Source organism: Streptomyces violaceus, from assembly GCF_036014075.1.
Taxonomy (GTDB): domain Bacteria; phylum Actinomycetota; class Actinomycetes; order Streptomycetales; family Streptomycetaceae; genus Streptomyces; species Streptomyces violaceus.
The window spans coordinates 6,249,853-6,274,474 of the sequence record NZ_CP107911.1; the positions used below are offsets into that span (position 1 = coordinate 6,249,853).

Annotated in this window: 20 protein-coding genes; 7 read left to right on the forward strand and 13 right to left on the reverse strand. The window is 69.3% G+C overall.

The window, feature by feature from the left end; all coding sequences use genetic code 11:
* The first annotated feature begins 1 nt into the window (after position 1).
* From OG542_RS28130 to OG542_RS28140, 3 genes are all read left to right on the forward strand, one after another.
* Entirely contained in the window at positions 2-877 is an 876-nt protein-coding gene (locus OG542_RS28130; RefSeq protein ID WP_328414341.1) for a carbohydrate ABC transporter permease, read from the forward strand.
* A gap of 68 nt (positions 878-945) precedes the next feature.
* On the forward strand, positions 946-2,736 hold the full coding sequence (uidA, locus tag OG542_RS28135; RefSeq protein WP_328414343.1) for a beta-glucuronidase: 1,791 nt from the start codon (positions 946-948) through the stop codon (positions 2,734-2,736).
* 147 nt (positions 2,737-2,883) lie between these two features.
* Positions 2,884-3,864: an arabinan endo-1,5-alpha-L-arabinosidase gene (locus tag OG542_RS28140; RefSeq protein ID WP_328414345.1), complete on the forward strand. Its 981-nt coding sequence runs from the start codon at positions 2,884-2,886 to the stop codon at positions 3,862-3,864.
* Positions 3,865-3,958: 94 nt separating this feature from the next.
* On the opposite strand, the gene OG542_RS28145 is transcribed toward OG542_RS28140, so the two are convergent.
* The 8 genes from OG542_RS28145 to OG542_RS28180 all read right to left on the reverse strand — a co-directional run bounded on the left by OG542_RS28145 (position 3,959) and on the right by OG542_RS28180 (position 14,544).
* On the reverse strand, positions 3,959-5,749 hold the full coding sequence (locus OG542_RS28145) for a pyridoxal phosphate-dependent aminotransferase (protein WP_328414347.1): 1,791 nt from the start codon (positions 5,747-5,749) through the stop codon (positions 3,959-3,961).
* Between the two features lie 177 nt (positions 5,750-5,926).
* Positions 5,927-7,075 (reverse strand): aldose epimerase family protein, encoded by a 1,149-nt coding sequence (locus tag OG542_RS28150; protein WP_328414349.1) that lies wholly within the window; start codon positions 7,073-7,075, stop codon positions 5,927-5,929.
* 57 nt (positions 7,076-7,132) lie between these two features.
* Positions 7,133-8,377 carry a multiple monosaccharide ABC transporter permease gene (mmsB, locus tag OG542_RS28155; RefSeq protein ID WP_328414350.1) on the reverse strand — a complete coding sequence of 415 codons (1,245 nt, stop codon included), beginning with the start codon at positions 8,375-8,377 and terminating at the stop codon, positions 7,133-7,135.
* The gene (gene mmsA / locus OG542_RS28160; protein ID WP_328414352.1) at positions 8,374-9,924 is read right to left on the reverse strand and encodes a multiple monosaccharide ABC transporter ATP-binding protein; all 1,551 of its coding nucleotides are present in this window, start codon (positions 9,922-9,924) and stop codon (positions 8,374-8,376) included. The genes mmsB and mmsA overlap by 4 nt, the downstream gene beginning before the upstream one ends.
* Before the next feature lie 46 nt (positions 9,925-9,970).
* Positions 9,971-11,083 (reverse strand): multiple monosaccharide ABC transporter substrate-binding protein, encoded by a 1,113-nt coding sequence (gene chvE / locus OG542_RS28165; protein ID WP_408057798.1) that lies wholly within the window; start codon positions 11,081-11,083, stop codon positions 9,971-9,973.
* A 142-nt stretch (positions 11,084-11,225) separates the two neighbouring features.
* Entirely contained in the window at positions 11,226-12,194 is a 969-nt protein-coding gene (locus OG542_RS28170; protein WP_311125492.1) for a hypothetical protein, read from the reverse strand.
* Positions 12,195-12,314: 120 nt separating this feature from the next.
* On the reverse strand, positions 12,315-13,319 hold the full coding sequence (locus OG542_RS28175) for a zinc-dependent alcohol dehydrogenase (RefSeq protein WP_328414357.1): 1,005 nt from the start codon (positions 13,317-13,319) through the stop codon (positions 12,315-12,317).
* Between the two features lie 61 nt (positions 13,320-13,380).
* A complete protein-coding gene (locus OG542_RS28180) occupies positions 13,381-14,544 on the reverse strand; it encodes a mandelate racemase/muconate lactonizing enzyme family protein (RefSeq protein ID WP_328414359.1) in 1,164 nt (387 codons plus the stop codon).
* Positions 14,545-14,791: 247 nt separating this feature from the next.
* Between OG542_RS28180 and OG542_RS40865 the strand changes: the two genes are divergently transcribed.
* Positions 14,792-15,550, forward strand: a complete 759-nt coding sequence (locus tag OG542_RS40865) for an SCO2400 family protein (protein ID WP_456243534.1) — start codon at positions 14,792-14,794, stop codon at positions 15,548-15,550.
* Between the two features lie 341 nt (positions 15,551-15,891).
* Here the strand turns inward: OG542_RS40865 and OG542_RS28185 are convergent, their stop codons facing one another.
* Positions 15,892-16,341 carry a MarR family winged helix-turn-helix transcriptional regulator gene (locus OG542_RS28185; RefSeq protein ID WP_328414361.1) on the reverse strand — a complete coding sequence of 150 codons (450 nt, stop codon included), beginning with the start codon at positions 16,339-16,341 and terminating at the stop codon, positions 15,892-15,894.
* 100 nt (positions 16,342-16,441) lie between these two features.
* Between OG542_RS28185 and OG542_RS28190 the strand changes: the two genes are divergently transcribed.
* Positions 16,442-17,464: an NADP-dependent oxidoreductase gene (locus OG542_RS28190; RefSeq protein ID WP_184592222.1), complete on the forward strand. Its 1,023-nt coding sequence runs from the start codon at positions 16,442-16,444 to the stop codon at positions 17,462-17,464.
* 94 nt (positions 17,465-17,558) lie between these two features.
* The gene (locus tag OG542_RS28195; protein WP_311125489.1) at positions 17,559-17,978 is read left to right on the forward strand and encodes an organic hydroperoxide resistance protein; all 420 of its coding nucleotides are present in this window, start codon (positions 17,559-17,561) and stop codon (positions 17,976-17,978) included.
* Positions 17,979-18,046: 68 nt separating this feature from the next.
* On the opposite strand, the gene OG542_RS28200 is transcribed toward OG542_RS28195, so the two are convergent.
* Positions 18,047-19,192, reverse strand: coding sequence for a serine hydrolase domain-containing protein (locus OG542_RS28200; RefSeq protein ID WP_328414364.1), 1,146 nt, complete (start codon positions 19,190-19,192; stop codon positions 18,047-18,049).
* Positions 19,189-21,762 carry a M14 family zinc carboxypeptidase gene (locus tag OG542_RS28205; protein ID WP_328414366.1) on the reverse strand — a complete coding sequence of 858 codons (2,574 nt, stop codon included), beginning with the start codon at positions 21,760-21,762 and terminating at the stop codon, positions 19,189-19,191. The genes OG542_RS28200 and OG542_RS28205 overlap by 4 nt, the downstream gene beginning before the upstream one ends.
* Before the next feature lie 141 nt (positions 21,763-21,903).
* Between OG542_RS28205 and OG542_RS28210 the strand changes: the two genes are divergently transcribed.
* Entirely contained in the window at positions 21,904-22,731 is an 828-nt protein-coding gene (locus OG542_RS28210) for an EI24 domain-containing protein (protein ID WP_328414368.1), read from the forward strand.
* On the opposite strand, the gene OG542_RS28215 is transcribed toward OG542_RS28210, so the two are convergent.
* Positions 22,682-23,914: a pyroglutamyl-peptidase I gene (locus OG542_RS28215; RefSeq protein ID WP_328414370.1), complete on the reverse strand. Its 1,233-nt coding sequence runs from the start codon at positions 23,912-23,914 to the stop codon at positions 22,682-22,684. The genes OG542_RS28210 and OG542_RS28215 overlap by 50 nt on opposite strands.
* Positions 23,915-24,012: 98 nt before the next feature.
* A complete protein-coding gene (locus tag OG542_RS28220; RefSeq protein WP_311125484.1) occupies positions 24,013-24,594 on the reverse strand; it encodes a TetR/AcrR family transcriptional regulator in 582 nt (193 codons plus the stop codon).
* Positions 24,595-24,622 lie beyond the last annotated feature (28 nt).

A 24,622-nucleotide genomic window follows, 5' to 3' on the forward strand; every position in this document is an offset into this window, starting at 1 on the left:
CATGACCGCCCCCACCGCAACGACCGCTCCGTCTTTCCGGGACCGGCGTCCGTCCCGGCGCGTCCCTACGGCTCGTATCGTCCTCTACTGCGCCCTCGTGCTGGGGCTCCTCGCGACGCTGGCGCCGTTTGCCTGGATGTTCCTCGGCTCGGTGAAACCGACGGGTGAGATCGTCGCCCATCCGAGTTCCTGGCTCCCCCGGTCCGCGACCCTCGCCAACTTCGAACAGCTGCTGTCGAAGCAGAACTTCGGACTGTACTTCCTGAACAGCACACTCGTCGCGGTGGCCTGTGTTCTGGGAAATCTGCTGTTCTGCTCGATGGCCGGATACGCCTTCGCGAAGATCGAGTTCGCGGGGAAGCGTCTGCTGTTCGGCCTCGTCCTCACCATGCTGATCATCCCCGGCGTCACGACCTTCGTCCCCCTGTTCGTGCTCGTCAGCAACATGGGCCTGGGCAACTCCTACCTCGGACTCGTCCTGCCCTTCCTCGTGACACCGTTCGGCGTGTTCATCATGCGGCAGTTCATCCGGGACATCCCTGACGCCCTCGTCGAGGCGGCACGCCTCGACGGTGCGGGCGAATCCCGGATCTTCTTCAGGGTGATCCTCCCCCTGACCCAGCCCGCGCTGGCGACGCTGGCGATCCTCACCTTTCTCGCGCAGTGGAACAACTTCCTGTGGCCGCTGGTCGTCGCGCAGACCGAGGACTACTACACGCTGCCCGTCGCCCTAGCCCTCTTCTCCGTGGGAGCCAACGGCACCAACTACGGCCTGCTGCTGGCCGGGGCGGTCACGGTCGTCACTCCGATCATCCTGCTCTTCCTCGCCCTGCAACGGCACTTCATCCAGGGCATCGCCAACACCGGTATCAAGTAGACCTTTTCGACCGTCGCGTCTTCGACCGTCGCGTCGACACGCACACAACGAATTCGGGAGAACCAACCATGCTTCGTCCTCAGGACGGTCCCACTCGTGAACGCCGATCCTTGAGCGGCCTGTGGAGCTTCCGCCTGGACGCGGAGGGCGTCGGCCGTACCGAGGGCTGGTGGAGTTCGGCACTCGCGGGCGCCGTGGACATCCCCGTGCCGGCCAGCTACAACGACATCTTCCCGGACGTGAACGTCCGTGACCACGTCGGCGACGTCTGGTATCAGACGCACGTATGGGTTCCCGCCCGGTGGGCGGGGGAACGGACGGTACTCCGCTTCGACGCCGCGACGCATCGCGCCACCGCCTGGGTCAACGATGTGGAGGTCGCACGGCACGAAGGCGGCTACACCCCCTTCGAGGCCGACGTCACGGCGCACATCCGGCCGGGTGCGGAGAACCGCGTCACCGTCGTGGTCAACAACGAACTGACCTGGGCGTCGATACCCCCCGGCCAAGTGGAGGAACGCGAGGACGGCCGCCGGGTGCAGAAATACTTCCACGACTTCTTCAACTACGCGGGCCTGCACCGGCCCGTGTGGCTGTACACCACGCCCCCCGCCCACATCACCGACATCACCGTCACCACCACCTTCGAGGACACGACCGGCCTCGTCACCTACCGCGTGGACGGCACCACGCAGGCCGAGGAGCACGAAGTGCGGGTGTCGCTGCGCGATGCCTCCGGGGTCGAGGTCCAGACCGCCACCGGGGCGGCGGGGATCCTCAGGGTCGCGGACGTGCACCCCTGGGCGCCTGGCGACGGCTATCTCTACGAACTCGAGGCCACGCTGTGGAGCGGCTCCGGCGAGCTCGTCGACAGTTACCGGCAGTCCGTGGGCGTGCGCACGGTGGAGGTACGGGGCACAAAGTTCCTGATCAACGGAGTTCCGTTCTATTTCAAGGGCTTCGGCAAACACGAGGACGCCGCCGTGCGCGGCAGGGGTCACGACGACATCCTGATGGTGCATGACTTCGCCCTGATGGAGTGGACCGGCGCGAACTCGTTCCGCACCTCGCACTACCCGTACGCCGAGGAGGTCCTGGACTATGCGGACCGACAGGGCGTGGTGGTCATCGACGAGACCGCGGCCGTCGGCCTGAACCTCAACATCGCGGGAGGTGTCTTCGCCTCCGGCCGGAAGGTCTCCACGTTCTCGCCCGACACCGCGAGCGAGAGCACCCTCAGTACGCACCTGCAGGCGGTGAGGGAGCTCGTGGCGCGCGACAAGAACCACCCGAGTGTGGTGCTGTGGTCCATCGCCAACGAGCCCGACAACGTAGCGCCGGAGGCGCGCGACTACTTCGCACCGCTGGCGACCGAGGCGCGCCGGCTGGATCCCACCCGGCCCGTCGCCTACGTCAACGCGCTCATGGGGGACCCGGACCAGTGCGTGGTCAGCGACCTGTTCGACGTTCTGCTCCTCAACCGCTACTACGGCTGGTACTTCGGCCCCAACGACCTGGGTGGGGCCGAGACGAACCTGGAAGCGGAACTGCGGCAGTGGGCCGCGTACGACAAGCCCATCGTCATCACCGAGTACGGAGCGGACACCTACCCCGGACTGCGCAGCGTCGTATCCAGCCCGTGGACCGAGGAGTACCAGACGGAGCTGCTCGACGTGTATCACCGGGTGTTCGACCGTGTCGACGCGGTCGTCGGCGAGCAGATCTGGAACTTCGCCGACTTCGCCACGGCGCCGGGAGTCTTCCGTGTCGACGGGAACAAGAAGGGAGTGTTCACCCGCGAACGCCGGCCGAAGAGCGCGGCGTTCAGTCTGCGCGCCCGGTGGTGTAAGACCGGCTAGTCCTCGCCGGACGCACCTGTTGCTGCGCGGACCATTGACGCGCAAGGGGTTCGATTCTACGGTCCCGTTCGAACTTGCGATCACTGTTCGAGATATCGGTCAGTGCTCTCACCCCCACCGCAAGCCCCCACCGCAAGGAGGACCCGCATGAGTCGCTCCACCCTGCGCAAGAGAACCGCCCTGCTCGCCCTCCCCGCCGCGTTCCTGCTCGCCCTCATCCCGGGCACGGCGTCCGCGTACCCCAACCCCGGCCGCGTCACCGGCGACATCGTCACCCATGACCCGTCGATGATCCGCACCTCGTCAGGCCAGTACCTGCTCTACGCCACCGGCGGCGGCATCAGCAACAAGACGTCCGGTGACCGCACCGCCTTCAGGAACGGCGGCGACGCCTTCTCCAGCAGGCCGAGCTGGTGGCGGAACTACTCCTCCGTGCCGGAGGCCTGGGCGCCGGACATCTCGTACCACGGCGGCAAGTACCTGATGTACTACTCCGTCTCGAAGTTCGGCTCGAACACGTCCGCCCTCGGCCTCGCGACCTCCAGCACCGGCCAGCCGGGCAGCTGGACCGACCAGGGGACCGTCTACACGTCGAACTCCGCCAGCGACTTCAACGCCATCGACCCGAACCTCTTCGTCAACGACGACGGCAAGTGGTGGCTGTCCTTCGGTAGTTGGTGGACCGGGATCAAGATGATCCAGATCAACCCGTCCACCGGGAAGCAGCTCTCCTCCAACACCACCCGCTACTCGCTCGCCTCCCGCCCCACCGGGACCAAGGCCGTCGAGGCGCCCTTCATCGTGAAGCGGGGCGGGTACTACTACCTCTTCGCCTCCTACGACACCTGCTGTGCCGGCACCAGCTCGACGTACAAGGTCAAGGTCGGGCGTGCCTCCAGCGTCACCGGGCCGTACCGCGACAAGAACGGCGTCGACCTGATGAAGAACGGCGGCACGCCCGTCCTGGAGTCGCACGGCAGCGTCATCGGCCCCGGCGGGCAGTCGATCATGAACGACGTCGACGGCGACCTGATCGTCTACCACTACTACGACGGCAACGACAACGGCACACCCAAGCTGGGCGTCAACCTCCTGAACTGGAGCAGCGGATGGCCCGTGGCCTACTGACCCTGTGATCGGCCGTCAGGGGCGCGGGGCTGTGTTTGACGTGCGGCTCCGCCGCGTGGGCGCGACCAGCCACAACGCACCCGCACCCGCCGCACTACCCGGCCTGCCCCATCCCCGCCGCGTTGGGCCAGGCCGCCTGCGCCCCCGGCCACCCCGTAGCCGGCGCGGGCGAAAGCCCGTTCGTCCCCCTGACCTGCGCCGCGGTCAGCCCACCCCGGGCGGGAACACCCGGCGGGGTGGGCCCGGTGGCGGCAGGCGCCGGGGCAGGAGTGGGCATGGGAGCCGGCGCCGGAGCAGGGACCGGCGCCGGGGCTGGGGCCGGCGTGGGGAACGGTGCCTGGGCCACAGGCGCCAGCGGCTGCTGCGCCGGCGCGGCCATGCGCTGCGGAGCGGGCTGCGGCACCGGCTGGGGCACGGCCTGCGGCATCTGCTGCGGCAGGCCCTGCGGCACAGCTTGCGGCATCTGCTGCTGCCCCATCTGCCCCATCTGTGACATCTGCGCTGCCGCCGGCATCGGCATCCCACCGCCTGGCCCCGTGGGCACGGCACCCGCACCCGCCGGCACGGCGGACGCGGCGGCGGGGAGCGGCATGCCGGTGCCGGCGGCAGCCGGGGCCGCGGCGGGCACCGGACCACCGAAACCGGTGGCCTGAGCGGCGAGCCCCCGCATGCCCGACCCGTTGGTCTCGCTCACCAGACGGTCCACGGCCGCCGTACCCGAGCTGTAGCTGGTCCCGTTGCCCAGCTCCGGTACGGCGGCTCCCCTCCTGGACGTCCCGTAGAGCACCTGTTCCAGGCCGGACACCAGGCGACGCACGTCCACCTGGGGGCGCACCACGAGACGCAGGAAGCGGCTGGACGAACCGATCTTGTTGCCGCACTCGCGGACCAGGATCCGGTGCTCGGTGAGCATCCGATCCCGGACCACGGTGCCCTCGGCGCCCACGGGGAGGCGCACGAAGAGGAAGTTGCCCTGCGACGGGTAGACCGTCAGCCCCGGCAGGGAGGAAAGCTGGCTGGCCATGTCGAGCCGGTCGCGGCGCACCTGCTGGAGGCTCTGCGCGTACTCGGAGCCGTGCTCCTTGAGCATGAACACCACGTGCTCGGCGAAGGAGTTGAGGTTCCACTTCGGCAGCATCGACCGGACGCGGCCCGCGAGCGCCGGGTTGGCGACGAGGTAGCCGAAGCGGATGCCGTGCAGGCCGAAGTTCTTGCCGAGGCTGCGCAGCACGATGACGTTGGGCCGCAGCATGGCCTCCTGGACGACGGACGGTTCGGCCTCGGCGTCCGCGAACTCCAGGAAGGACTCGTCGATGACGACCAGGTCGAGGTCGGCCATGGCGTCCATGAACTGCACGATGGCGTGCTTGTGCAGAAAGCCGCCGTCGGGGTTGTTCGGGTTGCAGATGACCGCGACGCGCGTGCCCCGGGCGCGGATGAACTCGGCGTACTGCGCGAGGTCGAGGGCGAAGCCGCTGGACTCCTGGAGCGGGAACATGTCGACCCGCTTGCCGGTCTCCATGGGCTGGTCGGTCCAGCGGCCGAAGGTGGGGACGGGGATGGCGAGGGACTCGCGGACCAGCAGGTGATCGATCCAGGTGATGAGCTCGGTGGAACCGTTGCCCATGGCCACGCACTGCGGGGGCAGCTGGAGCAGGCTGCACAGTTCGGCCGTGATGGTGTCGGCGCCGCTCGGGTAGTACGTGATGATGTCGCGCAGTCTGGCCGACATGTCGTCGAACATGGCCGGGGTGGGGAAGTACGGGTTGCAGGGGATACAGAAGTCCACGGGCCCGGCGCCTTCGCCGCCCTCACGTGTCAACGCCGCCATCGACGGGCTGTGCGCCGCGGTGCTGCGGAACAGCGACGTGACGTTGTCGGCCATGGAACCTCCGTATGAGGCGGGTCCGTTGGGGGCGGCCGGACCCGACGTTTAAGGGCGGCCCGCGCGGGGGAGCGCGGGCCGCCCATACATACGGAGACTGTGGTGACACTGTTCAACCGTTGGGAACCCGGTCAGAACTTGTGTTCCACCTGTGAAGACTTGTCACCGGTCCAATCTTCAGCAGCCGAACGTGTGGATCGTCGTCGTCCGGTACGTCTGCCCGGGCCGCAGCACCGTCGACGGGAACTTCGGCTTGTTCGGCGAGTCCGGGAAGTGCTGCGTCTCCAGGCAGAGCGCGTCGCCCTGCCGGTAGGTGCGGCCGGACGGGCCGGTCAGCGTGCCGTCGAGGAAGTTGCCGGAGTAGAACTGCAGGCCCGGCTCGTTCGTGGCGATCTTCATCGTGCGGCCGGAGGCCGGGTCGCGCAGGGTGGCGACGTGCTCGGGGCGGGCGGTGATGCCCTTGTCGAGGACCCAGTTGTGGTCGAAGCCCTTGGCGGTCACCAGCTGCGGGTGCGAGACGCGGATGTCCCGGCCGATCGGCTTGGCCTTGCGGAAGTCGAAGGGGGTGCCCGCGACCTTGGCCAGCTCGCCCGTGGGGATCAGGCCCGAGTCGGTGGGCGTGTAGCGGGAGGCCGCGATCTGGAGCTCGTGGTCCTCGATCGTGCCGCTGCCCTCGCCGGCCAGGTTGAAGTAGACGTGGCTGGTGAGGTTGACGACGGTGGCCTTGTCGGTGGTGGCCTCGTAGTCGACGCGCCAGTCGCCGTGCCGGGTGAGCGTGTACGTCACCTTCGTCTTGAGCGTGCCCGGGTAGCCCATCTCGCCGTCGACGCTCGTGTAGTACAGGTGCAGACCGACGTCGGAGCCCTTGGTGAACGGCTCGATGTCCCACACGCGCTTGTCGAAGCCCTTGGCTCCGCCGTGCAGGCTCTGCTCACCGTCGTTGACGGAAAGCTGGTAGTCCTTGCCGTCGAGGGTGAACTTGCCCTTGCCGATGCGGTTGCCGTAGCGGCCGATCAGGGCGCCGAAGTACGGGCTGCTGGCGACGTAGTCCTCGACGTTGTCGAAGCCCGCGGAGACGTTGGCGTAGCGGCCGCGGCGGTCGGGGATCTCCAGGGACTGGACGATGCCGCCGTAGGAGAGGACCTTCAGGCGGGTGCCGCCGTTCTCGAGGGACCAGCTGTAGATCTTGGTGCCGTCGGCGAGCTTGCCGAAGAGCGTCTTCACCGGCTTCCTGCCTCCCGTGGCGTGCGCCGTGCCGCCGAGGGTGGTGGCGGCTATGCCCGCCGCCGCTGCTCCGGCGATGACCGTGCGTCTGTTCAGTTCCATGCGTGCGGCTCCCGATAAGGAGAGGGCCCCGCCTTTCCGGCGGGGCCCCGATCTGACTTACGAACCGACCTTGCGCTTGTTCCACACGTCGAACCCGACCGCCGCCAGCAGCACCATGCCCTTGATGACCTGCTGCCAGTCGGTGCCGATGCCGACGAGGTTCATACCGTTGTTCAGCACGCCCAGGACCAGGCCACCGATGATCGCGCCGAGCACGGTGCCGACACCGCCGCTCATCGACGCACCGCCGATGAACGAGGCCGCGATCGCCTCCAGCTCGAAGTTGAGGCCGGCCTTGGGAGAGGCCGCGTTGAAGCGGGCGGCGAAGACCAGACCCGCCAGGGCCGCGAGCATGCCCATGTTCAGGAAGACCAGGAAGGTGACCTTCTTGTCCTTCACACCCGACAGCTTGGCCGCGGGCAGGTTGCCGCCGATCGCGTAGATGTGGCGGCCGATGATCGCGTTGCGCATCACGTAGCCGAAGCCGACGAGCAGCACGCCCAGGATGAGCAGCACGATCGGGGCGCCCTTGTAGCTGGCCAGCAGCATCGTCAGCGTCAGCACGGCGGCGCCGATCGCGACCAGCTTCAGCAGGAACAGCTTGGCGGGCGGGACGTCCAGGTTGAACTCCTGCTGCCGCTTGCGGTCACGGACCTCCTGGAAGATCACGAAGGCGATCATCGCGAAGCCCAGCAGCAGGGTCAGGTTGTGGTAGTTGGTGTTCGGGCCGACCTCGGGCAGGAACCCGTTGGCGACCTTCTGCAGGCCCTCCGGGAACGGGCCGAGCGTCTGGCCCTCCAGGAAGATCTCGGTCAGACCGCGGAAGATCAGCATGCCCGCCAGGGTCACGATGAACGACGGTATGCCGCCGTACGCGATGAAGAACCCTTGGACGGCGCCCGCGACCGCGCCCACGGCCAGGCACAGCAGCACGGCGAGGGGCCAGGGAATGTCCTGTTTGACCATGAACACGGCGGCCATCGAGCCGACGAACGCCGTCAGCGAGCCGACCGAGAGGTCGATATGGCCCGCGATGATGACCAGCATCATGCCGATCGCGAGGATCAGGATGTAGCTGTTCTGCAGCACCAGGTTGGAGACGTTGCGCGGCAGCAGCAGGTCGCCGTCGGTCCACACGGCGAACAGGACCACGATCAGGCCGAGGGCGAACAGCATGCCGTACTGCCGCATGTTGCGGCGCATACCGTCCAGCATCAGCTGCAGCAGTCCGGTGCCGGTGGCCTCCCCTCCCTTGCCGGTCGGCGCCGGGGCCGGCGTCTTAGCGGTCACGTCCGTGCTCATCGGGATACCTCTTTGTCCTTCGTCATCTGACGCATCAGCGATTCCTGGGAGGCCTCGGCCTTCGAGAACTCACCGGTCAGCCGCCCCGCGGCCATCGTGTAGACGCGGTCGCACATGCCGAGCAGTTCGGGCAGCTCGGAGGAGATGAAGACGACCGCCTTGCCCTGGGCGGCCAGCTGGTCGATGACCGTGTAGATCTCGTACTTGGCGCCGACGTCGATACCGCGGGTCGGCTCGTCCAGGATCAGCACGTCCGGCCCCGAGAAGATCCACTTGCTGAGGACGACCTTCTGCTGGTTGCCGCCGGACAGCTTGCCCACCGGCTCGAAGACGGTCGGCGCCTTGATGTTCATGGACTTGCGGAAGCCCTCGGCGACCTGGCGCTCCTCGTGCTCGTCGACCACACCGCTCTTGGCGACCTTGCCCAGGGCGCTCAGCGAGATGTTCCGGTTGATGGTGTCGATGAGGTTGAGGCCGTAGTGCTTGCGGTCCTCGGTGACATACGCGATGCCGTGCTTGATCGCCTCGGGAACGGTCTTGGTACGGATCTCGGTGCCGTCCTTGAGGACCGTGCCGGCCGCGTACCGGCCGTACGTCCGCCCGAAGACGCTCATCGCGAGCTCGGTGCGGCCGGCGCCCATCAGGCCCGCGATGCCGACGATCTCGCCGCGCCGGACCTGGAGGGACACGTCGTCGACGACCTTGCGCTGCTGGTCGATCGGGTGGAACACGGTCCAGCCCCGGATCTCCAGGGCGGGCGCCACGCCCTCCTCGGGCTGGTGCGGCGACCGCTCCGGGAAGCGGTGCTCCAGGTCGCGGCCGACCATGCCGCTGATGATCCGGTCCTCGGTGGTCTCCGGGGCCTTCACATCGAGGGTCTCGATGGTCTGGCCGTCGCGGAGGATCGTCACCGAGTCGGCGACCTTGCGGATCTCGTTGAGCTTGTGGGAGATGATGATCGAGGTGATGCCCTGCTTCTTCAACTCCAGTATGAGATCCAGGAGTTTGCCGCTGTCCTCGTCGTTCAGCGCGGCGGTCGGCTCATCCAGGATGAGTAGCTTCACCTTCTTCGACAGGGCCTTCGCGATCTCCACGAGCTGCTGCTTGCCCACGCCGATGTCGGCGACGCGGGTGTCCGGGTGGTCGGTGAGACCGACCCGGCGCAGCAGGTCGGTGGCGTGCCGCAGGGTCTCGGTCCAGCTGATGATCCCGCGGGTGGCGTGCTCGTTGCCGAGGAAGATGTTCTCCGCGAGGGAGAGGTAGGGCACCAGGGCCAGTTCCTGGTGGATGATCACGATGCCGCGCTCTTCGCTGGCTCGGATGTCCTTGAACTGGCAGACCTCTCCCTCGAAGAGGATGTCGCCCTCGTAGGTGCCGTGCGGGTGGACGCCGGAGAGGACCTTCATCAAGGTCGACTTGCCGGCGCCGTTCTCCCCGCAGATGGCGTGGACCTCGCCCTGCCGGACGTTCAGCGTGACGTCCGAGAGCGCCTTGACGCCGGGAAAGGTCTTGACGATCGAGCGCATTTCCAGGACGGGTCCCGCCATGGTCGTGCCTTCCAATCAGTGGTGAATCGTCGGTCGGTGGCGGGGACTACTTGACGTCGCTCTCCTTGAGGTAGCCGGAGTCGATGAGCTCCTTCTGGTAGTTGCTCTTGTCGACGGCGACCGGCTCCAGCAGGTAGGCCGGGACGACCTTCGAGCCGTTGTCGTAGGTCTTGGTGTCGTTGACCTCGGGCTTCTTGTCCTTCAGCAGCGCGTCGACCATGTTCGAGGACACCTTGGCGAGCTTGCGGAGGTCCTTGAAGACGCTCATCGACTGCTGGCCGGCGATGATCGACTTCACCGAGGCGACCTCGGCGTCCTGGCCGGTGACGATCGGCAGCGGCTTGCTCTTGGAGCCGTAGTCGTCCGACTTCAGCGCCGACAGGATGCCGATGGAGATGCCGTCGTAGGGGGAGAGAACCGCGTCGACGCGCTCCCTCTTGTAGGCCGAGGTCAGGATGTCGTCCATGCGCTTCTGGGCGGTGCCGCCGTCCCAGCGCAGGGTGGTGACCTGGTTGAGCTTGGTCTGCTTGGAGCCGACGACGAGCTGCTTCTTGTCGATGTAGGGCTGGAGGACCTTCATCGCGCCGCCGAAGAAGTAGCGGGTGTTGTTGTCGTCGTTGGAGCCGGCGAACAGCTCGATGTTGAACGGGCCCTTCTTGGAGCCGTCCTTCAGGCCGAGCTTCTCGACGATGTAGGTGCCCTGGAGCTCGCCGACCTTCTCGTTGTCGAACGACGCGTAGTAGTCGACGTTCTGCGTGCCGAGGATCAGGCGGTCGTAGGAGATGACCGGGATGTTCGCGTCCTTGGCCTGCTGGAGCACGTTGTTCATCGACTTGTTGTCGATGGCGGCGACGATCAGCGCCTTGACGCCCTGCGTGATCAGGTTCTCGACCTGCGATACCTGCTGGTCCGGGTCGTCCTCGCCGTAGACCAGCTTGGTCTTGTAGCCCTTGGACTCCAGCTCCGTCACGACGTTCTTGCCGTCGGCGATCCAGCGCTCGGAGGACTTGGTCGGCATCGCGATGCCGATGGTGCCTCCCTTGGCGTCCCCATCGCTCTCGTTGCTGCCGCCCTCGCTGTTCTGGCCGCAGGCGGACAGGGTCAGGGCGAGGGACGCGGCTCCGGCTATGGCGGCGAGAGCGGCTCTGCGGTTACGCATATTGATCATCCTTGATCTGTGTGCAGGGCTCGGTCTGGGAGGCGCGAAGTCGCTCCGGGTGGTCGTGCCGGAAAGACCGAGAAGAGATGTGTCGGATTGTGGTCGGCTGTGTCTTCTTTTGTGAAGCCGAGTTTCCGGAACGTTATGCCGAGATTTCGAACCGTTGTAGATCGCCCGGCAGTCGCGAGCCGAGCGGCGCCATGTCGCCGTCCGCCCCGTGGCGCGCCAGGAGGTCCAGGGCGAGCCGGCCGCGGCGCACGCGTTCCTTGGCGGTGGCCAGGGTCAACTCCCGCATGTGGTGCCCGTAGGGGTAGATCCCGGGCGCCTTGGACAGGCCGAACTTCAGGTACAACGGGGCGCCGCGCCGGATGAGTTCGGCGACCTCGTACATCCGGACGTAGCCGCCGAGGTCGTCGGGGGCCTCGATGTACATGTCCATGGGAGCGCCGGACACCCGGCGGATCTCGGTGAGATGATCGAGCGTCAGGTCGCTGGGCACGTTGATCGAGTCGGCGCCCAGGTTCTCGTACACCGCGTACGCCGCCGGGTTGACCGGCCCGATGAGCGCACTCACCTTGAGGGTCGTGTCGGCCGGGATGATGCCGGCCGCGCGCGCCCGGTGCAGGGTCCACAGCACGCCCTCGTCGGCGACGAGCAGGCACTTGACGCCCAACTCCGTGGCCCGGACGGCGTCTTCGACACATCCGGCGACGGCGTCGTGGCCGCGGGCTCTGAGGCCGCCGCCGCGCGAGTCGGTCCGGGTCGAGCCGCCGATGTCCCAGGTGCCGCGCGGGCCGGTGAACAGGCAGAGCTCGATGTCGCGTTCGCCGGTCGACTCGACCATCTCGGTGATCTCGGCGTCGGTCAGCATCCAGACGCCGCTGCCCTGGCTGATCCGGTGGATCGGCACGTCCAGCCGCGAGGCCTCCTTCAGGACCACCGCCAGCGCCTCGGGACCCTCGCAGGAGGGGATCTCGGTGCGCCAGCGGCCGCCGCCGGGGAAGGAGTGCGGCGAGGCGTCGGCGGGGTCGAGGGCGGGCGCCTTCAGGCCGAGGTCGGCGAGCGCCTGCTCACCGGGCCTGCGGGCTGCCGTGGCGGAAGCGTCGGTCACAGGAATGTCCTTCGGTTCGATATTTCGGACGAGGTTCGCGGCTCTGGGTACGGCAAGGTGAGGTCGAGGTGGGGTACGCCGGTACGGGAGCCGTCAGGTTGCCCCCGTACCGGCGTACGTCTACGGGCGGAGCAACACCTTGCCCACCTTCGGATCGCCGGCTCCCACCAGCTCGATGGCCTGCGAGAACTCGGCGAGCGGCAGCTCGTGCGTCACCAGCGGCAGCGGATCGAGCAGACCGGCGGCGAACACCCGCACCGTGTACGCCCAGGCGTCCGGCGGAGCACCGAAGACGGTGTGCACCTCCAGCTGCTTCACGACGAGGTCGGTCGGGTCGAGACCGTCGGCACCCGGGGCCGGGATGCCGGTCAGGGCCAGTCGGCCGCCCCGTCGCAGTAGGGCCGCGGAGATCCGGGCGGCGTCCGCGGACCCGGCCGTCTCGATCACCACGTCGATGTCGTCCGGGAGTTCCTCGTCCTTCGTCCGGAAGTCCGTCGCGCCGTACTGCCGCGACAGCGCCTCACGGTCCCGGCGGGTGCCGACGACCAGCAGCTCGGCCGGCGAGTTCGCCTTCAGGAACTGCACGGCGAACATGCCGAGCGTGCCGGTGCCGACCACGGCGACCCGCTCGCCGGGCTGCGCGTTCGCCTTCAGCGCGGCGGCCGCGATACACGCGGCGGGCTCCAGAAGGGCCGCGGCGGTGAGGTCGCAGTCGTCGGGGAGGGTGTGGAGCAGACGGGCGGGGAGCGTCAGTGTCGTCGCCATCGCGCCCGGCTGGGTGAACCCGGTCTCCTCGTAACCGGCCGTGCACAGCGTCGTGTCGCCCGCGTGGCAGCGGTCGCAGACCTGGCAGTTGCGGAAGCCCTCGCCCACGACCTTGCGGCCGACGAGGGCCCCCGGGACACCCGCGCCCACGGCCTCGACCGTCCCGGACCACTCGTGGCCCGGCGTGAGCGGGTAGCGCACATAGCCCTCGGGGCGGTTGCCCTGGTAGACCTCACGGTCGCTGCCGCAGATGCCCGAGGCGTGGACACGGACCAGCGCCTCGCCGGCCTCGGGCTGCCGGGGCTCGTGCGGGACGAGGCGGTGCTCGCCCGGGGCGTCGATGACTACCGCGGTGCTCACGTCGCTCCTCCGGTTTTCGAAGGTTTCGGTTGCCGGTTCCGGGTTTCCGGGGGTCGGACGGTCACTGGCTGCCCTTGGGCTTGCGCTGCTCCCAGCCCTCCGCCCAGAGGTCGAAACGGGCCTGCTGCTGCGGGAACTCGGCAGCGGCGTCCACGTCCAGCTCGACACCCAGTCCGGGGGCGTCGGAGAGGTGGAAGCAGCCGTCCTCCGGGTTCACCTGCGGGGCGCCCTTGACGACCTTCTTGATCTCCGCGTCCGCGAAGTCGTTGAAGTGCTCCAGGATCTTGAAGTTCGGGGAGGTGAAGCCGACCTGGAGCGACGCGGCGGTGAGGACCGGGCCGCCGACGTTGTGCGGGGCCACCAGCACGTAATGGGTCTCGGCCGTCGCCGCGAGCTTCCGGGTCTCCCAGATTCCACCGATATGGCCGACGTCCGGCTGGATGATGTCGACGGCCTGGCTCTCGAACAGCTCGCGGAACTCGATCCGGTCGTGGATGCGCTCACCGGTGGCGACGGGCATGTCGACCTTGGTCGCGACCTTCTCCAGCGCCTTGAGGTTCTCCGGCGGGACCGGCTCCTCCAGCCACGCCGGGTTGAACGGGGCCAGCTCCCTGGCCAGGCGTACGGCCGTGGCGGGGGAGAAGCGGCCGTGCATCTCGAGCATCAGCTCGGCCTCGGGGCCGATGGCGTCCCGGACCGCCTCGATCAGGGAGACGGCGTACAGGGTCTGCTGGTGGTCCAGCTCGAAGTGGCCCGTGCCGAAGGGGTCGATCTTGAGCGCCCGGTAGCCGCGCTCCATCACGCCCTGAGCGGCCTTGTGATACGCCTCGGGCGTGCGCTCCGTGGTGTACCAGCCGTTGGCGTACGCCTTGACCTTGTCGGTGACCTTGCCGCCCAGCAGCTGCCAGACGGGGACGCCGAGAGCCTTGCCCTTGATGTCCCAGCAGGCCATCTCGATCACGGCGATACCGGACATCACGATCTCGCCCGCGCGGCCGTAGTCGCCGTACTTCATGCGCTTGACGAGGTCCTCGACAGCGAAGGGGTCGGAGCCGAGAATGTGGTTGGCCTCGGCCTCCCTCAGGTAACCGAGCAGGGCGTCGGTGTGTCCCAGCATCCGGGTCTCGCCGACTCCGGTGATCCCCTCGTCGGTGTGCACCTGGACGTACGTCAGGTTGCGCCAAGGCGTCCCGACCACGTGTGTGCTGATTCCGGTGATGCGCACGGCGGTTGTCCCTCGCTGCTTCGTCGGCTCAGTTCCGTCAGTCATTCGGTTCAGTTCGACGTGTTCGAGATTTCGGCACACGTTCGAAATGCTGGCGTGACAGTAAGGACGGGGCGGTCGGGGTGTCAATGGGTCGCGCGCATAACGGTTTCGACAGTTTCGAAACCAGGGGTGTGGCGGGTTCGTGCAGAACCTTCACAGCTGGATCTAGGAACGTGACCGGCGTGGAACTTAATCTTCCCGCGTCATGGACTACTGCGACCCGTGCCGACGGCACCTCAACGGCGCGCTGGCGTGCCCGGGGTGTGGCACCTCGGCGGATGCGCTGCGCTGGCGTGAGCGTGAGTACGGCGATCACGATGACTCCGGCGAGTTGCGTGGGTCGGGCGAGTCGCACGGGTCTGGTGGGTCGGGTCAGTCCGACGGTGAGCGTGACGACTACGACGATGGTGAGCCGCTGGGGCGTGCCGCTCGTCGGCGTGGACGCGGGCGTGAGCACGGGCCGGTCGCTGACGGTCCGGGCGGGGCGAGCCGGCGGGACCGGAAGGCGGCCGCGCATCGCCGGCGGCGGCGTCGGGTCCTGTTCGTCGCGGCGGGGTTCGTGCTCGCGGCGGGTGGGCTGAGCCTCGCCGAGCTGGGCATGGACGCACCGAAGTCGACGTCGAAGCCGGCGGAGGCCGAGGGTGAGCCGGCGGAGGCGGGCGAGACGGTCCGCCCCGCGGGCGACAAGGCCGGGGTCGAGGGAGCGTCGAGGTCCCCTTCCCCAGGGGCGTCTGACTCCCCGTCGGCTTCCAGATCCCCGAAGGACGAGAAGTCGAAGGACGACGAGCCGACCCGGTCTCCCACGGCTGAATCCTCCCCGAGCCGCCCGACCTCGGCCCCCACGGCCGCCCCTCCGGCCCCGGCGCCGACACGAACCGCGGACCCGACGACCCCGGCGCCGACACCGACGCCGGAACCGCCCCCGACGAAGACGTGCAACCGCTTCCTGTGGTGGTGCGCGTAGCGCGCCTACGCGGTGGGGGGTGGGTCGGGGCCGCGCCGGGGGGTGTCCGTCCTCGGAACGGTGCGATGGGGTCTCACGCCGACTAGCTGTTCGTTGACGCGCCAACCGCTGCGGGCGGACACCCCCCGACACGTCCCCTTCCGTGCGTCGGCGGCTGCGGGTCCGCCTAGCTGCGGGCATGCGTGCCGCTGGGGGCGGCACGGGTGGGCGCAGCGGCACCCCGCTACGCCGGGTTGCGCACCCCACCCGGCACCGGCACCGACGCCGAGCACCTCGCCGCGCCGAGCTGTGCAACGCCCCGGCCTCAGCGGAAACCCCGAGCACCGATCCGGATCAGCTCGTCACACAACCCCCAGCATCCCCCTCAGCGCATCCCGCAACGCCACCCTCTCCCCCTCCGAGAGCCCGGCCAACGGCTCCCGCGCGAACCGCAGGGACTCCCGCAGGCTCCGAGCCACCCGCCGCCCCTCACTCGTCGCCGCCGCCACCTTCACCCTCCGGTCCGCGGGATCCGGCCGCCGTTCCACCAGCCCCCGCGCCTCCAGTCGGTCCACGATCCCCGTGACATTGGACGGCTCGCACTTCAGCCGCCGGGCAAGTCTCCGCATGGGCAGCGGCTCGAGGCACAGCAGGCTCAGCAGCCGCGCCTGCGCCCCGGTGAGGGAGTGTTCCGCCGCCGCCTCCTCGTAGTCCTCGTGGAACCGGGCCACGACCTCCCCGATGAGCTCGACGACCTCGAGGGTCAGCGCGTCGGGGTGGTGGGACTCCGGGGGCGATGTGGTGGAAACCATGGAATCGAGGGTACCCGGTTGTTTGACAACCTCAAATATTGAGGAGCATGGTTGTTTCAGTTACTGAAGCACCCCGCGAGCCAGTGAGGACAGGCGCATCATGACCGACACCCCCACCCTCCCCGCCGTCAGCCGCGAGTGGCACCTGGCGAGCCGCCCCGTCGGCTGGCCGAAGCCCGAGGACTTCGCCTTCGTCGAGGCGGAGGTTCCGCAGCCGGGCGAGGGGCAGGTCCTCGTGCGGAACAAGTACCTCTCCGTGGACCCGTACATGCGTGGCCGCATGAGTGACGCGAAGTCCTACGTCGCCCCCTTCGAGCTGGGCAAGGTCATGCAGGGCGGTGCCGTCGGCGAGGTCGTGGCCTCCAATGTCGAGGGGCTGGCCGTCGGGGATCACGTACTGCACTTCCTCGGGTGGCGTGAGTACGCCGTCGTGGCCGCGAAGAACGCCGTCAAGGTGGACCCGGACGCCGCGCCGCTGTCGACGTACCTCGGTGTGCTGGGCATGACCGGGCTCACCGCCTACTCGGGTCTGCTGCGCGTGGCCTCCTTCAAGGAGGGCGACACCGTGTTCGTGTCCGGTGCCGCCGGTGCCGTGGGCGGCCAGGTCGGGCAGATCGCCAAGCTGAAGGGCGCCTCCCGGGTCATCGGGTCCGCCGGGTCCGACGAGAAGGTGAAGCTGCTCGTCGAGGAGTACGGCTTCGACGCCGCCTTCAACTACAAGAACGGCCCCGTGGGCCGGCAGCTGCGCGACGCCGCCCCGGACGGGATCGACGTGTACTTCGACAACGTCGGTGGTGATCACCTGGAGGCCGCCCTGGGGTCCCTCAACGAGGGTGGGCGGATCGCTGTATGTGGGATGATCTCCGTCTACAACACCACCGAGCCCGCTCCCGGTCCGAAGAACCTCGCCCGGCTGATCGCGACCCGCGGTCGTATGGAGGGCTTCCTCGTGAGCGATCACTACGACCTTCAGCCGGAGTTCGTGCGCGAGGTCGCCCCCTGGGTCGCCTCCGGTGAGCTGAAGTACCGCGAGACCGTCGTCGAGGGCATCGAGAACAACCTCGAAGCCTTCCTGGGTGTGCTGCGCGGTGACAACACCGGGAAGATGATCGTCAAGCTCTGACGCCTTCTGTTGGTTTCCGACATGCGGTAAGTTTTTTCCGAATCCGCTCGGCCCGGGCGCGAGCCGCGGCGGACGACCGAAGGAACACAACCGCATGCCGATCCAGCAGTCCGACGTCCTGTACACCGCCGTCGCCACCGCCGAGAACGGGCGCGACGGGCGCGTGGCCACCGATGACGGCCGGCTCGACGTCGTCGTCAATCCGCCGCAGGCCATGGGTGGCAGTGGCGCCGGCACCAATCCCGAGCAGTTGTTCGCCGCCGGCTACAGCGCCTGCTTCCAGGGGGCCCTCGGTGTCGTCGCCCGTGAGGTGGGGGCCGACCTCACCGGGGCGACCGTCACCGCCAAGGTCGGTCTCGGGAAGAACGGGGACGGGTTCGGGATCATCGTCGAGATTTCCGCCGACATACCGAAGGTGGACCGGGGTGCCGCGCTGTCGCTCGTCGAGAAGGCCCACGAGGTGTGCCCGTACTCGAAGGCGACCCGCGGGAACATCACCGTGACTCTGGTCTGACCACAGTCGTTGCGTACGCGGAGGCCGCACCCTTGGACGTGGGGTGCGGCCTCCGCTCGTGCCCGGGGTCAGTGGGCGAGCGCCGCCCTGTGGATGGCCTGCGCCAGGCGGTTGTTCTCCGGGGCCGCCCCGCCCGGGAAGGCGAACCGGCGGCGTGTGTAGCCGTAGGCGAGGCCGCTCCACGGGTCCGCGAAGGACTGCGAGCCGCTCGCACCGCTGTGCCCGATCGTCCCGGCGCCGAGGAACGGGTGCCACGTGTCAGCCGTCGTCTGGAAGCCGAGGCCGAACGACTTGTGGGCACGTGCCACCAGGTCGTAGCCGACCGAGTGGAACTGGCCGAACTCCGCCACCGTGTCCGGCTTCAGCAGCGGCGCCTGCTCGCCCACCCCGCTGATCGCCGCCGCGTACATCCCGGCAAGACCCCGCGCGGACGCCACTCCGCCCACCGACGCCGGGCCCTTGGCACGGATCAGCGGCATGTTGGGGAGTGTGGCCAGGTCGGTCGGTTCCGCCGCGTTGCGGTTGAAGGCGATCGAGGTGAGCGTGTGCGGGCCCGTGGGTGTGGCGTCGAGGAGGGTCTGCTGGTCCGGGGTCGGGGTCATCGGCTGGGTGCTGCGGAAGCGGAATTCCTGGGGAGCGGGCAGGCCGAGGTGGAAGTCCAGGCCGTACGGGGTCCGGACACGCTCCTGGTAGATCTCCTGGAGCGTGCGGCCCGTGGCGCGGCGTACGACCTCGCCGGTCAGGGCGCCGCTGACCAGCGCGTGATAGCCGAACGCCGTGCCGGGGCGCCAGAACGGCCGCTGGTCGGCGAGGCGTTCGGCGAGCTGCCGGTCGTCGGCCAGCTCCGCCAGGCTGAAGCCGGTGTCCGTGCCGACCACACCCGCCCGGTGCGCGAGCAGATCGCGCAGGGTCAGGTTGCCCTTTCCCTCGGCCCCGAACTCCGGCCAGTAGTACGTCACTTTGCGGTCCAGCTCGAGCGTGCCGTCCTGGACGAGGAGAGCCACGACCAGGTAGGCGGCGCCCTTCGTGGAGGAGAACACGCCGTAGAGGGCGTCCGCGTCCGTGCCCGCCCACAGGTCGACGACCTTGCGGCCGTGGACGTAGGCGCACAGCTGGCCCTCGTAGTCGGGGCGTTCCCCGGCCACGAACGCGGCGAACTCCTCGCGCACCCCCTCGAAGCCGTCGGCTACGGTGCCGTGGATCTCTTGCGTCATCCGCTCTCCTCATCTGAACCGCTGTGTGCCACTGTGAACAATGCCCTCGCCACCTGCGGGAATTCCCCCTTCGGATGGTCCCGGAAGAGGGGTTCGGTGCCGAACAGGACCGTCCTGCCGCCGCTGACCACCGAGGCCTGTCCCGCTGCCGCCGCGGGGCCGCCGGTGCCGCCCCCCAGAGGGCGCCAGTGTCCGGAGACGAGCGGGTTCCCGATCGCGTACGACTGCTCCTCGCGCACACCGGGGCCGAGGTCCGTGAACCACAGCGGGGCGTAGACGAAGGCGTGGGCGGGAGCGTCGTGCGTGATGCGGCCCGTGTTCCTTGTTCGTACGACGCCGTTGGCGTCCGGGTTGCCCTCGACCGGCTTGACGGCCAGCAGATCCGCCGCCGCGTTCAGAGCCGCTCCCGTCGCGCCCCGGCCGACCAGGCCGTGATCGTCGAGGAAGGCGTCCATGGCCTTGCGGGCGGGGGCCGTGAGGGAGGCGTGGTCCAGGCCGACGGAGACGAACAGCACGTCCGTGCCGGACCAGTCGAAGCCCGCGTTCAGCACGGCCGTCGAGACCGGCGTGACGTCGAAGCCCATCTCCCGCAGGGCGAACAGCTCACCCGGGGTGACGGCGGCGGCGACGCGGAGGCGGTGCAGGGGCGTGCCGCCCTTGAGCCGCGTCGCCGTGAAGGAGACGTCGTGCGTGCGGGCGGCTGAGAGCGCCTTGCGGCGTGCCGACGACGGCACGATCGCGCTGCCGTCCGGTGCCTGCCGTACCGCAACTCCCTGCCGGAGGAGGGTGTTGAGGGCCGCGATCTCGCGTGGGTCGGTCAGGCGCAGGCGGAGGTTGCCGTGATCCGCCACCCGGGCGACGGGTGCGGCCTCGGCGACCGGGCGCAGGGGCGCGCCCCGCAGGCTGCCCGAGGTCACCTGCTCGACCGTGGCGCCCCACAGACGGCCCAGGCTCCAGCCGGAGATGTCGTACATCACCGACACCTTGTCGCTGATGTCCCGGCCGTCGGCCAGCAGGACGTTCGCCATGCCGCGCTTGGGCTGGTGCAGGTCGACGACGTACGCGCCCTTGGGGTACGTCCGTCCGGCGAGGCGGAAGGTGCGGGTGGCGCGGGTGACGCGGACGTCGTTGGCGAGGAGGTGGTCGACGAGGCGGGCGGCGGCCGGGGCCGAGCGCTGGGTGCGCGAGCCGCCCGGCGGGATGACGTAGGCGCGGGGGAAGCGGGTCGTGTACACGTCCTCCGGGCCGATGCCGGGGACGCCGGGGACCGTCCGCGGTGACACCGGCACCTGCGGGGCGCCGGCCGAGCCGCGGCGGAAGGCCTCGATCTGGTCGGCGACGAGGGCGGTGCGGTGCTCGCGGACGTGGTTCAGGGTCGCGCGGACGGCGGCGCCCGCCACGGCCGTGTTGACCGCCGAGCGGCGGCGCAGCTCCGGGACGGGGAGCGTGTCGTACTCCTCGTTGTTCACCGCCAGCGGGATCTCCACCGTGTGCGCGGCCACCGTGCCGTGGAAGGCCGCGTACTGCGGGGTGAAGATCGGCGGCCAGTCGTCCCAGCCCTCCTCCTGGTCCCGGAACGGGATCTGGGCCGGCTCCACACCGTCCTTCGCGGGCGTGTAGCCCAGGGCGTTGACGGCGGACTCCATGCCGAGGGCGTTGGCGTAGGAGTTCTTCAGGAAGAGGTCGTACTCGTAGTTCTCGCCGTGCGGGGGAGTGGTCGGCTCGATGAGCGTGCCGTTGACGTAGCCGTGCAGGTCGAGCAGGACGGTCGGCTGCTTGTCGAGCTGGATCTGCCGCATCGCGCGGGTCTCGGGCTGAGAGGCCGTCACGAAGTCGCGGTTGAGGTCGAAGCCGTTCGCGTTGGCGCGGGTGCCGGCGATACGGCCGTCCGGGTTGGCCGTGATGTTGAAGTACAGGCGGCTGTGCGCGAGGAGGTCCCTGGTCCTCGCGTCCTTGGCCTTCGCGAGCTGCTCGATGAGCTTGAGGGAGGCGTCCGTGCCCTCCCACTCGTTGCCGTGGATGTTGTTGTTGACGAAGACCGGTGCTTTGTACGTGTGCTTGATCTCGCGGGACTTCGCGGCGGACGCGGGCGCGTTCTCGATCAGTTCGCGCATCCGCTCCTGGGCGCGGGCCTGGCGGGTGGTCTCCGGGGCGGTGACGGTGACCAGGTAGAGGCGGTGGCCGCCGGCCGAGCGGCCGGTCACCTCCACACTGACGCGGTCGCCGAGGCGTTGCAGGGTGTTCAGCTTCGGGGCGATCGCGTGGTAAGGGGTGAGACCCAGCTTCAGGGACTTGTCGCCCGGGTTGTGCGGGTCGGGGGAGAGGACCTGGCGGCGGGGGTAGCCCCGGGTGGGGGTCGCGGGGCCGGTGGAGGTCTCGGCCGTCAGGGCGCGCCTGGCCGCGCTCTCGGGTGCCCGGGCCGCGCGGTCGTCGACGGCGGCGCCCTCCCGGGTGACGGGCTTCGGGTCCGCGCCGGCGGTGTGCGGGGTGAGCAGGAGTAAGCCCGCCGTCGCGAGGCTGAGGGTGACGATCAGTACAGGTCTCGCGGGAACGGTTCTCGTGGTGCGCACGCGTACCTCCTCGGGCTTCCTGAGATCGGTACGGCGAGGTGTACCGGTTCGACTCAACGGCAACAAGGCCGCGTTGGTGTCACCGGTGACCCGGATGGCCCCGTACCGGCCTGGTTCTGCCTGCACCGATAGGGTTTGCCCATGCGCGATCTCGGGGCGGGGTTCCGGTACCTCCTGAAGGGCCAACGGTGGGTGGCCCGGCACGGCAAGCAGTACGGCTTCGGGCTGGTCCCGGGCCTGATCACCCTGGTCCTGTACGCGGCGGCGCTGGTCGCGCTGGCGCTGTGGGGCGAGGACGCCGTCACCTGGGCGACGCCGTTCGCCGACGACTGGTCGAGCCCGTGGCTCGGGCTCTTCCGCGGCTTCCTGACCGCCGTGCTGTTCGCCCTCGCCCTGCTCCTCGCCGTCGTGACGTTCACCGCGGTGACGCTGCTGGTCGGGCAGCCCTTCTACGAGAACCTCTCGGAGAAGGTCGACCGGGACGTGTCCCCGGACGGCCACGCCCCCGAGTCGGGCCTGCCGCTCTGGCGCGAACTGTGGATCTCCGCCCGCGACAGCCTCCGCATCGTCGTGCGCGCCGCCCTGTGGGGCGTGCTGCTGTTCGCGTGCGGCTTCATCCCGGTCGTCGGCCAGACGGCCGTACCGGTGCTCGGGTTCTTCGTCACCGGGTTCTTCCTGACCGAGGAGCTCACCGCCGTCGCCCTCCAGCGCCGCGGCGTCGACCTGCGCACCCGCCTGACCCTGCTGCGCTCCCGCAAGACCCTGGTCTGGGGCTTCGGCACGCCGCTGGCCGTGGCCTTCCTGGTCCCGCTCGTCGCGGTGTTCCTGATGCCGGGCGCGGTCGCGGGCGCCACCCTCATGGCGCGTGAACTGCTCGGTGAGGAGATCCGAGAGGGTGGCGAGGACGGCGAAGGGGCCGTCACCGCTGTTCCGCAGCCGCCTTCAGGATCGCCCGCACCTGGGCGATGATGTCCAGCCGGTTCCGCATGAACTCCGGGTCGGTGACCTCGGTGGTGTTCCCGGCGCCGAACTGGAGCACGGGCGTGTGCACATGCCCGCCCGGCAGCCGGTCGTGCAGCCCCAGCCGGTCCCGCAGCAGCGTCGCGCGGTAGGCGATCTCGTTGGAGAGGTAGTCCCCGCCGCCGCCCTGCCGTGCGGTCGAGCCGGGGGTCGGCCCGTCCGGGCGGACGACGGACTCGGTGCCGCCCGCCGGGATCTCGGTGACGCTGGTGTTGTCGTACACGGGGAAACGGCCGGTGTCCGCGGCGACGATCGCCCGGTACGGCAGCGTGGTCGTCGTCCACTGCGGCTGGGAGGCCGGGTCGGTGACGGGGACGGTCTCGGTGCGGCCGATGTTGTCGTTGTCCCCGAAGCCGCCCCGCCAGGCCCCGTTGGTGCGCTCGATGTCGAACCGCCCGACCCGGCCCTGGCTGACCGTGGTGAACAGGTCGACCTTCGGCAGATACGGCCTTAGCGTGCGCTCCACCGTGCCCTGAGTGAAGTCCTGCCAGCGCACCGGGAACACGGCCGTCTCGATCCGGGCCGGACCGTCCGCCGTCTCGATCACCGTGCCGTCGAGGGCCAGTGCGGTGGCGCCGGACGGGTTGGAGATCCGGATGTCCCGGTCCAGGGTGAACGGGTCGAAGCCGGTGAGCAGGATCCGCTTCAGGCCCTTGCCGTGCGGATATCCGATGGCCGTCTGGCCGCGCGAGGTGCGCTCCAGTTGGTCGAGCAGCGCGGCTCGCTGTCGGGCCGTCAGGCCGAAATCCGGCTCCCAGGTGCGCACTTCACGCGTCATGCCGAGTCGCGCCCAGTACAGGGGGCGGTCGTCGTCCCGGCTGAGGTCACCGCCCGCCGGTCCACGCCCCTGCGCCCGGTCCACCGCACGGCGCCACAGCCGCGCCCCCTCCTGCGCGACGGCCTGGCGGGCCTCCCCGTAGGAACGGGCCGCGTCCAGTGCCCGGGCCAGCCGCGGGGCCACGGTGTCGAACCCGGAGCGGCGCAGTATCTCCTGGGGGGCGGCTCTGTCGAGCCGCTGCTCCTCGACGGTGGGGGAGGGGGCCTTCTCGGCGGCGCTCGCCGGGGTGGGAGTGGTGAGGCCCGTCAGCAGGGCGAGGCCGAGGACGCCGAGGCGAACACGTATGGAGTTCAAGGAGGTTCAGGCCTTCCGTCGCGGTGGGGGGTGCTGCGGTGACGTGGTGCCGGACGGCGGCAGTATGGCCTGACAGGAGCGATCTACGCCATGGGGGCTCAGTCGGGGCTCTCGCCGAGCAGGGTCAGGAAGTCCCGGAAGGCGGACGCCATGTCCACCGACTCCGGGTCCAGCAGCCACTGGTACTGGAGGCCGTCCAGGATCGCCACCAGAAGGGGCGCGGCCCGCTCGGGCGTGAGGCCGCTCGGCAGGCGGTCGCCGTACTCGGCGCGCAGCACCTCGGCCATGCCGGCGCGCACCTCGACGTAGCGTTCCGTGAAGTACGCGCGGGCCGGATGGTCCTCCGTGACGCTCTCGCCGAGCAGTGCCGAGAAGGTCTGGATGATGGCGGGCCGCATCGCGTTGTACTCGACCAGCGAGGCCAGCAGGTCCAGCCGCAGCCGCCCGGCGGGCATCGCGTCCCAGCGGTCCCGATCCTGGAGCACCGCGACCAGCAGCGCCTCCTTCGTCGGGAAGTGGTGCAGCAGCCCCTGCTGGGTGAGCCCCACCCGCTCGGCGACCGCGGCCAGGCTCGCTCCCCGGTAGCCGCGCTCGGCGATCACCTCCAGCGTGGCCCGCACGATCTCCGCGCGCCGTTCCCCGCTTCTCGCCCTGGCCGTCATGGCGTCACCGTACGACATGACGAGCGATCGATTGTTTCGAGAAGAT